This window comes from Bacillus sp. M5A3_1b (assembly GCF_053345335.1).
Genome location: NZ_JBKEZY010000001.1, coordinates 1,128,451 through 1,142,690 on the forward strand (window position 1 = coordinate 1,128,451; position 14,240 = coordinate 1,142,690).

Below are 14,240 nucleotides of genomic sequence, written 5' to 3' on the forward strand. Positions count from 1 at the left end.
CATCCCCCTTTTCTATTTCCCTTCAGCAATGAGTACTACATCGTCGACATTTTTTTCTGGACGAATAATTGTTCCATCTTCAATAACCATTTCCGATCCAACAATCGCTCTTTCAATCACAACATTTTTACCAATCTTCGCTCCTGGCATAACGACAGAATCAATAACCATACTACCTTCTTCCACCGTCACCCCTTGGAATAATACAGAATGCTTCACGTCCCCTTCAATGACGCATCCTTCGTTAATAAGTGATTCTTCTACTTTTGCCTTTTCTGCAATATATTGAGGTGGCTCATTTGGATTCACAGAATAAATACGCCAATTACGATCGTTTAAATTCAGCGATGTTTCATCGCGAAGTAAATCCATATTCGCTTCCCATAAGCTTTTCACCGTTCCAACATCTTTCCAATATCCTTCAAACGGATACGCCATAAGCTTTTTCCCTTCATCTAATAAAAGCGGAAGTACATCTTTTCCGAAATCATTACTAGATTCAGGATTTCTTGCATCCATTTCTAAATACTCTTTCAAAATTGCCCAGTTAAAAATATAAATTCCCATTGATGCAAGATTACTTCTTGGAAATTGCGGTTTCTCTTCAAATTCAACAATCTCCATCTCTTCGTTCGTATTCATAATACCGAAGCGACTCGCCTCATCCCACGGCACTTCAATAACAGAAATCGAAACGTCCGCTTCTTTCTCAATATGGTAATCTAGCATTTTACTGTAATCCATTTTATAAATATGATCGCCTGATAAAATCAGAACATACTCTGGTTCATACTGACTTAAATAGTTTAAGTTTTGATAAATGGCACTTGCTGTACCTGTGTACCACTTCACACCTGAAGACTCCGCATAAGGAGGTAACACTGTGACTCCACCGCTTACTCGGTCTAAATCCCAAGCATTGCCGATTCCGATATAATTATGAAGTTCGAGTGGTTGATATTGCGTCAAAATCCCAACCGTTTCAATACCAGAATTCGCACAGTTACTTAGCGTAAAGTCAATAATGCGATATTTACCACCAAATGGAACAGCTGGCTTGGCTAAATTTTTTGTTAATGCACTTAATCGACTACCTTTTCCCCCTGCTAGTAACATTGCTACGCACTTTTGCTTTTGAGCCATCTTGTTTTTTGCTCCCCTTTCTCGTCTTCACTGGTCGTAATATGGATACGCCAAATGGTGGAATTGTAATTTCTACATGTGCCGCTTGATTATGATACGGTTCTTGAATCGTCTTGAGACGTTTCTTATTCACTTGCCCCGATCCGCCATATTGCTCAGCGTCACTGTTTAAAATCTCGTTATAATACTCGAAATCTGGCAAACCTACTTTATAGTTTTCATATGTAGCTTTCGTAAAATTACATACGACAACTAACGCATCTTCTTGTTTATCCCCTTGGCGGATAAACGAGAAAATACTTTGCTCATGATTATTAGCATCTATCCACTGAAATCCTTCAGGTGAATGATCAAGCTGCCAAAGTGGTTTGGAGCGCTTATACAATGCTATGAGCTCTTTAAAGTAATCATGCATATAACGATGCATTTCAAAATCATGTAAATTCCAATCTAAATCTTCAAGGTCTTTCCACTCATCAAACTGCCCGAATTCTCCACCCATAAAGAGTAATTTCTTACCTGGATGAGTAAAGAAATATCCATATAATAAACGAAGTTGAGCAAACTTATCCCAGTAATCTCCTGGCATTTTATTTAATAACGACTTTTTCCCATGAACGACTTCATCATGAGAAAGCGGTAATATGAAATTTTCAGAGTAAGCATATATTAAAGAGAACGTCATTTTCTCATGAATATACTTCCTATACTCAGGCGCACACTCCATATATTTCAGCACATCATTCATCCAGCCCATATTCCATTTGTAATTGAACCCAAGCCCACCTTCATACGTTGGAGCTGTTACAAGTGGCCAAGCTGTTGAATCTTCTGCTGTCATAAGAAAATCTTCATCTTCTGCAAACACCGCTTCATTTAACTCTCGTAAAAATGAAACAGCGTACTCATTACTTTGCTCTTGTCCTTCTTTATTCCAGTACAGCATATTCGCAACTGCATCCACCCTGAAACCATCAATATGGAAGTACTTCATCCAAAATAACGCATTTGAAATTAAAAAATTACGTACTTCCCTCTTCCCTAAATCAAAATTAACAGTTCCCCATACTAGATTTTCTTGTACATCTATATCTTTATATTCATAAGTCGGTGTCCCATCAAACAAATATAAACCGTGAGCATCTTTACAAAAATGCCCCGGCACCCAATCTAAAATGACACCGATTCCATATTTATGACATTCATCGACAAAATACATCAAATCATGTGGCGTGCCGAATCTACTTGTCGCTGCATAATATCCCGTCCCTTGATATCCCCAAGAACGATCATATGGATGCTCAACAAGCGGCATAATTTCAATATGTGTAAATTGATGTTCCACCACATACGGAATGAGCTCCTCGGCCATTTCTCTATAAGAATACAGAGCGCCATCTTCTTTCTTTTTCCAAGAACCGAAATGTAATTCATAAACTGTCATCGCTTCTTTATAAATCGATTTTTTCTTTCTCTTACGAATCCAGTTTTTATCATTCCATTCATATCCCTCTATATCAAAAACTACAGATGCCGTATTTGGTCTTACTTCTGCATATACTGCGTAAGGATCTGCTTTTAAAATAACGTCACCATCCATCGTTTCAATCGCATACTTATATATCTCATTCTCTTCAATATGCGGTACAAACAAGGACCAAATCCCCTCTTCTGTCACTTGTAGCATCTTATGTTGCTCATAATCCCATTCATTAAAATCTCCAACAACACTCATTGCTTTCGCATGAGGAGCCCATACTGTGAATCGTACACCTCGCATCCCATCTTCCGTCACAATATGTGCCCCAAAGATGTTATAACTGTCATAGTACTTTTCTGTATGAAACTCATCTCGTTTCACTTCTTCACAATTTATTACATCCAATATGTTCACCTCACTAAGATGACAGAAATTTTTTACTCTTTATCATTTCTGCGAAAAACTGAAATATCCTTGTTATTTTTTTAAAAATATTCGTTTTTTTCTTTAATTCCGCTTAAAATATTCAAATTTATTGTGTAAAATATCGAATTTTGACGAATATTCATTGCAAACGCTTCATTCTCTACTAGTCTTTCATCCTATTATTTATTTCTCAACCTTTATTTCATTAGATTTATCCTATTTTACTCGCTAGTTATCATTTAAAATCGTAACAAAATAATCTGTCATAAAAAAATGTTTCTCAACATTTTTCGTCACAATTTTATTGAAATGGAAAATTCATAAGCATATACTTGTTCTCAATAAAGAACATAGAACCTTCGCAACTATAATTCATACTGAAACACTATGTTTACTCTATCCATGCTCCAGGCGAAAGTTCGATAAAAAATTATATTAAGGGGCTTTCTTATGTCATTAAAACAAAAAGTTGGAATGGGAGTTGTCACAGCAACGCTTGGCTTATCCCTTACATTCGGCGGTGTATTCGCCTATTTCAGTGATTCTGAAACATCTAGTAACTCATTTCAAGCTGGTACACTAGATCTTTCTATTAACCCAAGCGTAATTGTTAATGTGAAAGATTTAAAACCAGGTGATTTGATTGAAAGAAATTTCAAGCTTGAAAACAAAGGAACATTAGATATTGCAAAAGTAGCACTTGAAACATCCTATGAGGTTACAGATGCAAAGCAAAATAATGCTGGTGAAGATTTAGGTGATCACATCACCGTCAAATTTTTAGTGAATGATGGAAAGCCATCTAATCCAAACGATGATCATGAAATTTTGTGGGAAACAAAACTATCAGAATTAAAAACTATGAAACCGGAGGATGTAGCTACTTCTCTAGAACGTCATAACTTAATAGATGGTATTAAATCTGGTGAAACAGATTATTTACACGTTCTCTTCTCCTTTGAAGACAACGACCAAGATCAAAATAAATTCCAAGGTGATTCCCTGCAGCTAAACTGGACATTCCATGCAGAACAAACACCAGGCGTGGAGAAATAATTTTTAAAATATAAATTATCGGAGGCCTATATATGAAAAAGAAAAATCGTTTTGTTACCGGAATTGTAACGGCTGGTGTTCTATTTTCAACTACCCTTCCGTTCAATGTACTTGCTGAAAACCCTATTAACCAAATTGACTCTTCAAACGCCCAGTCTTTACTATCAAAACTTTCTAAAGAACAGCGCCAAGCATTACAAACGTTAGATGCCAATCCTGGTTTTACTATTTCCCCAGATATTAATACGAGTAGTTCCGAACCAGTAAATATCATTGTAGAATTTCAAACGGCTCCAGTAAAGATTAATGAATTAAAACAAAAAGAAAAAGGATTACAAGCTGCTCCTGAAAATATAAAAGCACGTATTGATCAAGAACATGAGGAATTCCAAAAAGGACTCAAACGTCTTTATCAATTCAGCTCATCAGTAAAATCAGGGAATTTCCAGTCTGTACAAATTAAACGTTCTTATAAGCATGCTATAAATGGGGTTGCTCTAACGTTACCTGCAAATACAGTGGAAGAATTGTTACGAATTGGCGTTGTAAAGCGTATTTGGAAAGATTACGAAGTGAAATTAAATTTACCGAAACAAGCAGAGCAGAAAGCACCTCAAAAACTAACAGATAGCATTCCACAAATTGGAGTCGATAAGTTACATAGCGAGGGCATTACTGGAAAAGGAATTAAAGTTGGTGTATTAGATACAGGTATTGATTACAATCATCCTGACTTAAAAGATGTTTATAAAGGATACCGTGCAAAAAATGGCGAGGACTCTAGCAAAATAGACCCAAACTCTGTAAAAGGTTGGGACTTTATTAATAACGATGCAGATCCGATGGAGACTACGTATGCAGAGTGGCAACAATCTGGTGCTCCTGAATTTGATGATCGTGGTTCTTCCTTCTACACTGCGCATGGTACTCACGTAGCAGGTATCGTTTCTGCGCAAAAGAAAAACAAATCAGATTCAGCTGTAAAAGGTGTTGCACCTGACATTGAACTGTATAACTATCGTGTACTCGGTCCTTACGGAAGCGGAGATAGTTCTGGTATTATCGCTGCAATTGATAAATCTATTTCTGACGGTATGAACGTCATTAACTTATCGTTAGGTGACGATAACAACAATCCGCTTGATCCAACGTCTATCGCTGTTAATAATGCGATGCTTTCTGGTGTTGTTACAGTCGTTGCTGCTGGGAACTCTGGTCCAAATCCAGCGACACTCGGATCACCAGGTGCTTCTCCATTTGCTATTACAGTTGGAGCAAGTGATAGCTCTATTTCCTTACCGAAATTATCAAGTCATGCTGGACAATTACAATTCCCTAACCTAATTTTATTCGGCAAAAACTTCACTGATAAAATAGAAGATTTCAAAGGACAATCCTTACCTATTGAATCTGTCGGAATCGGTACGCCTGACGAATTTAGTAAAAAAGATGTAAAAGGAAAAATTGCTCTCGTTGCACGTGGTACACTCTCATTTGATGAAAAAATCGCGAATGCGAAACAAGCTGGTGCAAAAGCAGTTATTATTTATAACAATGTGGACGGAGAAATCCCTTTCTACGTTGGCGAAAGCACAAAATACATTCCAGCATTCCGCCTAACGAAAGAAGATGGTGAAAAACTAAAAGCTCAAATCGAACAAGGTAATACATCCTTTACTTTCGATGAAATCAATTACATTCAAACAGAAGGCGATCATCTTGCAGACTTTAGCTCACGCGGCCCTGTTACATCAAATGATGATATTAAACCGGATATTACAGCACCTGGTGTTGCGGTACTTTCAACAGTACCTGAATATATTAACGACCCACAAGAGGGCGAAAACTACGATGTTTCCTATGAACGTATGCAAGGAACATCCATGGCATCTCCTCATATCGCTGGCGTTGCTGCTCTTATTTTACAAGAACATCCAGAATACTCTCCATTCGATGTAAAAGCATCTCTTATGAACACAGCTGATGATTTAAAAGAAAAGTATTCCGTATATGAAGTGGGAGCTGGACGAGTAGATGCTTATAACTCTGTTCATACGGAAACAAGTTTTAAAGTGTTAGATACGACAAAAACAATTGTAAATGATGAAGTGATTGAAGTACCTGAAGAAACTGGATCCATTGCATTCGGTAAGTACTATCAAAAAGACGGGGAATCTCTTGAACAAAAACGAAAAATTAAAGTTAAAAATCGCAATAAACAAGAGAAGAAAGAATTTAAAACAGAAATTTCTTATACACCAGCATCTTCTGCTATTAACGATGCTGCCGCAAACGGTGTAAAAGTTTCTACTGCTGAAACAATTACGATTGATGCCGGCAAATCAGATGAAATTGAAGCAAAAATTAATATTCCAGCTGGTGCAAAGCAAGGCCGATATGAAGGATACATCCATATTACAAACACGAAAAATAAAGAAGAAACGTATCAAATTCCGTTCTCTATTCGTGTATCAGAGCCTGGTATTGAAAATGCACTGTTATCAAGAAAAACAATCTCAACTGATACATCTACATTCAATCCATACCGTGAATCGTATTTGCACGGGGCATTCCAATTAAATAGCGAACTGGAGACGTTAGATCTTATCGTGAAAGATTCGAAAACAAATAAGGCTCTCGGCTTCATCGGAACGTTAAACACGAGTGGACTAAAAACGGACGTGTATTACTACTTAGATTCATTCTTTAACGGCAGAGTGTATCCTTTTACAAATGATCCTGCAAAACCAATTGGTGATGAGAAAATCGACTTACCAGAAGGTGATTACACAATTGAATTTGTTGGCTATGATAAAGCCGGAAAAGCACGTGTGAAAGGCGATTATGTCGTAATTGATAATACACCGCCAGAAGTGAAATTAACTGGATTACAGCCTGGTATTTATGAATTAAATGAAGAAAACTATACAGTAGAAGACGGTAAAAAAGCACTATGGATTAAAGGAAATGTATATGATTCTAACGTTGACTACTTAAAAGGAAAAGGATTTAACATTACGCAAGAAGCGAACGGTGTTATGTACTATGATTATTCTCCATACTTGCATAAGTTTTTGCCTATTAATGCAAATGGTGACTTTAAAGTTGGCATTACTCCTGAATCCTTTAAGGTGGAAGGCCCAATGAATACAGGCGTATATATTTTCGATTATGCAACTGCAGGTCCTGACTACCCGAGCGGTGTAAATAACTATTGGTTTATCCCGCAAGGCGCTCAATATGCAAAAGCTAGTTACGATAAAAAGGAATTATATAAAGATGATGAATTCACTGTGACGCTAAACGCCAAACATGTAAAACAATTTGTGTCTGGAGAATTTAACGTAGAATTCCTAGAGAAAAACTTCAAATTTGCAAATGCGAAATTGAATCCTGCTTTTGAAAAGCTCCTTTCCGAAAAAGGGGTAACAGCAAAAGTAAATGAACCGAAACTAGAAGAAGGTTCTGTTACAGTAGGCGGGGCTATTGATGATAAAAACTTCGGCGGATTAGATGGTGATTTCCCGTTCATTGATGTAACTTTCAAAGTAGAAAATGATGAATTTTATGAAGCAAATGCTCAATTAGATTTAGCAGTGTTTGCTTACTGGAAACAAGGTGAATCAGAGCCAAATAGAATGCGTGTCCTTCAAGATCAAACATTCTCAGTTATGTCTTTAAACTCAAAAGTAGAAGGAAATATTAAACCTGGTGCATTCTTAAATGAACGTGGATATTTAGATGAGAAATTCGATTATACAAAGCTTGGTGTAAAAGTATATGCAACGGATTCTTACCGTCATAAGTTTGAAGGCTCACTTGATAAATACGGTTACTTTAAACTAAATGGACTTCCTGTTAATAAACGTGATTATAACTTATACGTGGAGGTTCCAGGGCATTTAACAAGCCGACTAACAACGAAATTAGGTACTGAAAAAGATGGTAAGCTGCTTGGCCAATATTATTATGCACGACCTGATGAAAATCTTGCCGGTGATGTAAATGGAGATAAAGTAATTGATATAAAAGATGCTGAAATTATCGCTAGCAACTATGGTAAAAAAGGACTATCTGTAAAAGACGGCGACCTTAACAAAGATGGCATTGTCGACGAAAAAGATATTCGTTTCGTTGAAAAGAACTTCTTGAAAAAAGGACCGGATGCATCTAAATCACAAATACCTGTTGAAAAATCAAAAAGCGGTACACTGGCAGATATTTTAAAGAAATTAGGATTAACACCTAAAAAATGATAAAGTGAAACTTTAATCAGTGGGGGGTGTTCATCCCCCACTGATTATTAGCCCTCACCAATCGGGCTTTTACGAGCAGTTGATCACCAAACTAACTTCGTTGCTTTCGCTGCATTTTGAGGTGGGGATCTTACTGCCCGGCAAATAGCGGGATAATAAAGAGCACTCTATATAAAGTAGAGTGCTCTTTTCTATAAACGACCCTTATCCAGCAAAAGGGGTATATTGGGGATATACAAGGGAAACCGGAAAAGGAATTTATATTAAATTATATAAAAACTCAGAGGTAGGAAGCAGTTTCCCGCCTCTGAATTATTTAGCAATTATTATAGTACTGGTGCCATTGTTTCTTTTAATACTTTTACAGAATGAGCGAATTTCGCTTTTTCTTCTTCATTTAGCTCAAGTTCTACGATTTCACGTACACCTTCGCGGTTAATAACAGCTGGAACACCTACGAAAGCATCTTTCTCACCATATTGACCTTCAAGGTATGCCGATACAGTTAATACGCTGTTCTCGTTGCTTAAGATTGCTTTAGTTACACGAAGTAGTGACATACCGATTCCGTAGTAAGTTGCACCTTTACGTTCGATGATATGATAAGCTGCATCGCGTACATTTTCGAAGATTTTATCTAAGTCTTCTTGTTTGTACTGCTCGTTGTTAGCTAAGATTGTTTCTAACTTTTGTACACCTACAGTAGCGTGGCTCCATACTGGAAGTTCAGTGTCACCGTGCTCACCAACGATGTAAGCATGAACGTTACGTGGATCTACATCTAAGTAGTCACCTAACATGTAACGGAAACGAGCAGAGTCTAAAGTAGTACCAGAACCGATTACACGCTCTTTTGGTAAACCAGATTCTTTCCAAGTTACGTAAGTTAAAATATCAACTGGGTTTGTAGCGATTAAGAAAATTCCATCGAACCCGCTATCCATAATGCCGCGCACGATTTGTTTAAAGATCTTTGTATTTTTCTCAACTAAGTCTAAACGAGTTTCACCTGGCTTTTGTGGTAATCCAGCAGTGATAACAACTAGATCTGCATCTTTACAATCTGCATAGCTACCGCTCCAAACTTTTGTTGGTGATGGAGAGAATGGTACCGCATGGCTTAAGTCCATTGCTTCCCCTTCTGCTTTTGCTTCATTAACATCTACTAATACGAATTCTTCAGCTACACCTTGGTTGATCATTGAGTAAGCGTAACTACAACCTACAGCTCCTGTTCCTACTAATACTACACGATTGATACCTTTTTTCATGGTAATTTCCCCTCTCTATTGTTCACATCTATTTTTTTATGATTGTTTAAGTAATTAATTAAAATACTAATTTAATGTTGTTTAACTTCTTTACATTCATATTGTAGCACGTATAATTGTGAATTACTTCACAAATTATGACCTATTTGTGAACTTTTTCACATAGAGTGTAAAGTTATTGGAATAGGTGTGGAATCCATACCAAATTAGGTGTTTTCTTTAGATTGTGAAAGGGTTCTTCTTGTGGTTTTTGTCGGTAAGTGAAATTATACCGGCGATTTTTAGAATATATCGATCGTAACTCCAAATATATCAGCGATTTTTAGAATATATCGACCGTAACTCAAATTATATCAGCGATTTTTGCAATATATCGACTTACCGACAAAACTCGACAATAATAACAGCATTAAAAACGCCATCCTTTCTGTATATTTCTACAAAAGAATAGCGTTTTTTGATTATACGGATACAAATTTATCTTAGCTGGACAGCGATGTTTTTTCCATACACGTCAAATTAACATACCGTCACTTATTAACAGTCAATAAACATGTGAACCTAGCAAAGCTCTTTAATTATTGTAGCAACACAGTCGTTTTTAAATCTTCAGCACCTCCATTTTTTAATGTATCATTTAGACCATTAAGATACGCGGGCTCAATTGTTAAGGATTTTGGAGGATTATCCATCGGCGGAAGAGCTAAAACAATATGGTGTCCATATAGTCCCGTACTACCAACTTGCAAGCTGACTCCTTCGTAGATTTTTCCTTTATCATCAGTAACTGTATAATCAAGTGCTGGCCAGCTATCATTAACTTCCATTTCTTTTGGATAATCAAAGGTCAAATCAATCCTCGTTGAAAGTGAAGAAAAGGTTACTTGATTTACTGTTAATGCATATAAATTATCTTTCGTTAATGTTTTTATATTAGGAGTGAATTTATGAATCTCACCTTCAACTTTTGTGAGAGGAAATGCTACGTTCCATGTTCCTGTTTTTCCAAATAAATCTTCCCCATGGACGGAAACATCAATTTTATCACCAAATTCACCGTAATTAGCCAGAGTAAATTCATGCTGCTCGATAATGGTGTTTCCTTCTTTTGATTTCTGTGAAGTAGAACCAATTGCAGATCTGACTTCTTTCCCATTAATGGTTACATAACTAAGTCCAGCTTTCTCTTCATTGGTATTTGAAATAGTATTTTCTCCTTTGTATTCAACTGTGATCACTAAACGTCCACCATCGTAAACAGCTTCTTTCACATTCATCGTTAAACCACTATGGTTATCTTGTCTTTCAATTGATGTAGCAAGCTCATCCTTTTCAATTTTATCAGAAGCAATATCATTAAATTGCGCATAAATGGGGCCTATAACTGGAACACTCGATAATGTCTTTGCCATAGTAGGAGAAATGAATCCAAAACCTAAGAGAGAAACACATATTCCACAAGCAACAAGACTAGAATACTTGATTGTTTTGGTTCTACGGTATTGATTTTTCTTAGCTTGAAGAATGGCTGTTTTTTCTCTTTGAATTAACCTGTCTTCTGGTATAGGAATATCATTGATATGGTGATTAAATTCTTCTTTATTCATAACTATATCCCTCCTTTAAAATGGGGCGTAAAGCTTGCTTTGCTCGATGTAATTGAGATTTTACCGTTCCTTCTGGAGAATTAAGAACCTCAGCAATTTCCTTAATAGATAAATCGTGATAATACCTTAATACAATAATAGTTTTGTAAGTAGGATCTAAGAAATTAAATGCCTCGATTAAATCCAACGATTGCTCTAATTTATTCATGCTCTCTTCTGCACATAAATTAGAAAACATTTCATCATTCGCAACAAGTTGTCTAGAGGATTTTCTTACAAAATCAATGGATTTAAAAACAAGAATTTTAGTAATCCAACTTTGAAATTTCTCCGGCTTTTTTAACTTTCTCAATGAAAGATATGCTTCATAAATTGTTTCTTGGTATATATCCAGTGCATCTTGTTCATTTCTTACATAAGAATAAGCTGTTCGATATAGTTTTGGGCGAACAAAAGTAATAAGTTGTTCAAATGCTTGATCATTTCCTCTTGTCGCTTGTTTTACTAGATAGGCTATGTCCATTTTTATTTCTTCCTCCCTTTACTAATATAGTCGAATGAGAGAATAAAAAGGTTGCAAAAATAAGTGTATATATATCTCCTACAACTTATTGCAATGATTACTATCAAGCACTAATGCCACAAAAAATCCATAAAAAAAGCAGACTATCCAAAGTCCGCTTTTACAAAACAAAAAAGAGATAGCAGATTATGCTATCTCTTTTAGTATGACCCGTACGGGATTCGAACCCGTGTTACCGCCGTGAAAGGGCGGTGTCTTAACCACTTGACCAACGGGCCAATTCTGGCAGAGAAGAAGGGATTCGAACCCTCGCACCGCGTTCGCGATCTACTCCCTTAGCAGGGGAGCCCCTTGAGCCACTTGGGTACTTCTCTATAATATGGCTCCGCAGGTAGGACTCGAACCTACGACCGATCGGTTAACAGCCGATAGCTCTACCACTGAGCTACTGCGGAATAATTATGGTGGGCCTAAATGGACTCGAACCATCGACCTCACGCTTATCAGGCGTGCGCTCTAACCAGCTGAGCTATAGGCCCATAATTGAAAAGCGGGTGAAGAGAATCGAACTCTCGACCAGAGCTTGGAAGGCTCTTGTTTTACCACTAAACTACACCCGCATTAAATTGTAAATGGTGAGCCATGAAGGATTCGAACCTTCGACCCTCTGATTAAAAGTCAGATGCTCTACCAACTGAGCTAATGGCTCATTTTGAAAGTGGTGCCGACTAGAGGACTTGAACCCCCAACCTACTGATTACAAGTCAGTTGCTCTACCAGTTGAGCTAAGTCGGCTTGCGACTTCAAAATGGTGGCTCGGGACGGAATCGAACCGCCGACACGAGGATTTTCAGTCCTCTGCTCTACCGACTGAGCTACCGAGCCTTTATGTAAAAAAATGGCGGTCCCGACCGGGGTCGAACCGGCGATCTCCTGCGTGACAGGCAGGCATGTTAACCACTACACCACGGGACCATTTGGTTGCGGGGACAGGATTTGAACCTGCGACCTTCGGGTTATGAGCCCGACGAGCTACCGTGCTGCTCCACCCCGCGATGATAAAATATTTAATTTAGAAAAAATGGAGGAGGTAGAGGGATTCGAACCCCCGCGCGACTCTCGCCGCCTGTCGGTTTTCAAGACCGATCCCTTCAGCCGAACTTGGGTATACCTCCGAGATATAAAGCTTTAGTGGTGGACCTTGTAGGACTCGAACCTACGACCGGACGGTTATGAGCCGTCTGCTCTAACCAGCTGAGCTAAAGGTCCTTTATGGTAGCGGCGGAGGGGATCGAACCCCCGACCTCACGGGTATGAACCGTACGCTCTAGCCAGCTGAGCTACACCGCCATAAAATATATTAAAATAAGTGGAGCCTAGCGGGATCGAACCGCTGACCTCCTGCGTGCAAGGCAGGCGCTCTCCCAGCTGAGCTAAGGCCCCGTGTTTTTGGAAAATCGGGAAGACAGGATTTGAACCTGCGACCCCCTGGTCCCAAACCAGGTGCTCTACCAAGCTGAGCCACTTCCCGTTAATAAAAGCGCGCCCGAGAGGAGTCGAACCCCTAACCTCTTGATCCGTAGTCAAACGCTCTATCCAATTGAGCTACGGGCGCATATGGTGCCGAGGGCGGGGGTCGAACCCGCACGGTGGTCACCCACCGCAGGATTTTAAGTCCTGTGCGTCTGCCTGTTCCGCCACCCCGGCATGTCATATTGAAAATTGGAGCGGAAGACGGGATTCGAACCCGCGACCCCAACCTTGGCAAGGTTGTATTCTACCACTGAACTACTTCCGCAAGACATGTATGAGTTATTTTATTAAAAGTGCGGGTGAAGGGAGTCGAACCCCCACGCCAAAGGCGCTAGATCCTAAGTCTAGTGCGTCTGCCAGTTCCGCCACACCCGCATATTAATTTTTAAAGAAAAATGGGGCGACTGATGGGAATCGAACCCACGAATGCCGGAGCCACAATCCGGTGCGTTAACCACTTCGCCACAACCGCCATGATTTTCTGGTGCCGACTAGAGGACTTGAACCCCCAACCTACTGATTACAAGTCAGTTGCTCTACCAATTGAGCTAAGTCGGCTAAATGGTGGAGGATGACGGGATCGAACCGCCGACCCCCTGCTTGTAAGGCAGGTGCTCTCCCAGCTGAGCTAATCCTCCGAATTGCCTGGCAACGTCCTACTCTCACAGGGACAAGGTCCCAACTACCATCGGCGCTAGAGAGCTTAACTTCCGTGTTCGGTATGGGAACGGGTGTGGCCTCTCTGCCATCATTACCAGACTGTATTCATTTAAGACAAGAATTATTGTAACTTATTTAACTTTTAAAGTCAACAAGTTTTTTATATTCTTTCAAAACTAGATAACATTGCTTCATATTATATGGTTAAGTCCTCGATCTATTAGTATTCGTCAGCTCCACATGTCACCATGCTTCCACCTCGAACCTATCAACCTGATCATCTTT

At 38.7% G+C, this 14,240-nt stretch carries 7 protein-coding genes, 22 tRNA genes and 2 rRNA genes; 2 read left to right on the forward strand and 29 right to left on the reverse strand.

Going from position 1 to position 14,240, the window contains the following annotated elements:
* Positions 1–12: 12 nt before the first annotated feature.
* Both glgC and glgB read right to left on the reverse strand, forming a co-directional pair.
* Positions 13–1,143, reverse strand: a complete 1,131-nt coding sequence (gene glgC, locus ACLBWW_RS06015; protein ID WP_000057613.1) for a glucose-1-phosphate adenylyltransferase — start codon at positions 1,141–1,143, stop codon at positions 13–15.
* Positions 1,091–3,028, reverse strand: coding sequence for a 1,4-alpha-glucan branching protein GlgB (gene glgB, locus ACLBWW_RS06020; protein WP_000382600.1), 1,938 nt, complete (start codon positions 3,026–3,028; stop codon positions 1,091–1,093). The genes glgC and glgB overlap by 53 nt, the downstream gene beginning before the upstream one ends.
* 471 nt (positions 3,029–3,499) lie before the next feature.
* Here glgB and ACLBWW_RS06025 point away from each other — a divergent pair, with 471 nt between their 5' ends.
* The gene (locus tag ACLBWW_RS06025) at positions 3,500–4,105 is read left to right on the forward strand and encodes a CalY family protein (protein WP_098047218.1); all 606 of its coding nucleotides are present in this window, start codon (positions 3,500–3,502) and stop codon (positions 4,103–4,105) included.
* Positions 4,106–4,137: 32 nt separating this feature from the next.
* Positions 4,138–8,361, forward strand: coding sequence for a S8 family serine peptidase (locus ACLBWW_RS06030; RefSeq protein WP_048541164.1), 4,224 nt, complete (start codon positions 4,138–4,140; stop codon positions 8,359–8,361).
* Positions 8,362–8,687: 326 nt separating this feature from the next.
* On the opposite strand, the gene ACLBWW_RS06035 is transcribed toward ACLBWW_RS06030, so the two are convergent.
* From ACLBWW_RS06035 to ACLBWW_RS06165, 27 genes are all read right to left on the reverse strand, one after another.
* Complete coding sequence (locus ACLBWW_RS06035) at positions 8,688–9,632, reverse strand: L-lactate dehydrogenase (protein ID WP_048541166.1); 945 nt, start codon at positions 9,630–9,632, stop codon at positions 8,688–8,690.
* Between the two features lie 578 nt (positions 9,633–10,210).
* The gene (locus tag ACLBWW_RS06040) at positions 10,211–11,239 is read right to left on the reverse strand and encodes a DUF4179 domain-containing protein (RefSeq protein ID WP_098077645.1); all 1,029 of its coding nucleotides are present in this window, start codon (positions 11,237–11,239) and stop codon (positions 10,211–10,213) included.
* A complete protein-coding gene (locus ACLBWW_RS06045) occupies positions 11,232–11,762 on the reverse strand; it encodes a sigma-70 family RNA polymerase sigma factor (protein ID WP_048541170.1) in 531 nt (176 codons plus the stop codon). Before ACLBWW_RS06045 ends, ACLBWW_RS06040 begins: the two co-directional genes overlap by 8 nt.
* A gap of 206 nt (positions 11,763–11,968) precedes the next feature.
* Positions 11,969–12,040: transfer RNA gene (locus ACLBWW_RS06050), tRNA-Glu, on the reverse strand.
* A 5-nt stretch (positions 12,041–12,045) separates the two neighbouring features.
* Positions 12,046–12,136: transfer RNA gene (locus ACLBWW_RS06055), tRNA-Ser, on the reverse strand.
* Positions 12,137–12,142: 6 nt separating this feature from the next.
* A tRNA-Asn gene (locus tag ACLBWW_RS06060) sits at positions 12,143–12,217 on the reverse strand.
* Positions 12,218–12,224: 7 nt separating this feature from the next.
* Positions 12,225–12,301 (reverse strand) — tRNA-Ile (locus tag ACLBWW_RS06065).
* 10 nt (positions 12,302–12,311) lie between these two features.
* Positions 12,312–12,382: transfer RNA gene (locus ACLBWW_RS06070), tRNA-Gly, on the reverse strand.
* A gap of 13 nt (positions 12,383–12,395) precedes the next feature.
* Positions 12,396–12,471, reverse strand: a tRNA-Lys gene (locus ACLBWW_RS06075).
* 10 nt (positions 12,472–12,481) lie between these two features.
* Positions 12,482–12,557 (reverse strand) — tRNA-Thr (locus ACLBWW_RS06080).
* Positions 12,558–12,571: 14 nt separating this feature from the next.
* Positions 12,572–12,647, reverse strand: a tRNA-Phe gene (locus tag ACLBWW_RS06085).
* A 14-nt stretch (positions 12,648–12,661) separates the two neighbouring features.
* Positions 12,662–12,737, reverse strand: a tRNA-Asp gene (locus ACLBWW_RS06090).
* Positions 12,738–12,740: 3 nt separating this feature from the next.
* Positions 12,741–12,817, reverse strand: a tRNA-Met gene (locus tag ACLBWW_RS06095).
* A gap of 27 nt (positions 12,818–12,844) precedes the next feature.
* Positions 12,845–12,937 (reverse strand) — tRNA-Ser (locus ACLBWW_RS06100).
* A gap of 17 nt (positions 12,938–12,954) precedes the next feature.
* A tRNA-Ile gene (locus ACLBWW_RS06105) sits at positions 12,955–13,031 on the reverse strand.
* Positions 13,032–13,035: 4 nt separating this feature from the next.
* Positions 13,036–13,112 (reverse strand) — tRNA-Met (locus ACLBWW_RS06110).
* A gap of 20 nt (positions 13,113–13,132) precedes the next feature.
* A tRNA-Ala gene (locus ACLBWW_RS06115) sits at positions 13,133–13,205 on the reverse strand.
* Between the two features lie 14 nt (positions 13,206–13,219).
* Positions 13,220–13,293 (reverse strand) — tRNA-Pro (locus ACLBWW_RS06120).
* Positions 13,294–13,303: 10 nt separating this feature from the next.
* Positions 13,304–13,377: transfer RNA gene (locus ACLBWW_RS06125), tRNA-Arg, on the reverse strand.
* 3 nt (positions 13,378–13,380) lie between these two features.
* Positions 13,381–13,469: transfer RNA gene (locus tag ACLBWW_RS06130), tRNA-Leu, on the reverse strand.
* Between the two features lie 16 nt (positions 13,470–13,485).
* Positions 13,486–13,560 (reverse strand) — tRNA-Gly (locus tag ACLBWW_RS06135).
* A 29-nt stretch (positions 13,561–13,589) separates the two neighbouring features.
* A tRNA-Leu gene (locus ACLBWW_RS06140) sits at positions 13,590–13,670 on the reverse strand.
* A 21-nt stretch (positions 13,671–13,691) separates the two neighbouring features.
* Positions 13,692–13,767 (reverse strand) — tRNA-His (locus tag ACLBWW_RS06145).
* 10 nt (positions 13,768–13,777) lie between these two features.
* A tRNA-Thr gene (locus tag ACLBWW_RS06150) sits at positions 13,778–13,853 on the reverse strand.
* 4 nt (positions 13,854–13,857) lie between these two features.
* Positions 13,858–13,933, reverse strand: a tRNA-Val gene (locus tag ACLBWW_RS06155).
* Between the two features lie 5 nt (positions 13,934–13,938).
* Positions 13,939–14,054 (reverse strand): 5S ribosomal RNA (gene rrf, locus ACLBWW_RS06160).
* 101 nt (positions 14,055–14,155) lie between these two features.
* A 23S ribosomal RNA gene (locus tag ACLBWW_RS06165) occupies positions 14,156–14,240 on the reverse strand; the annotation flags it as partial.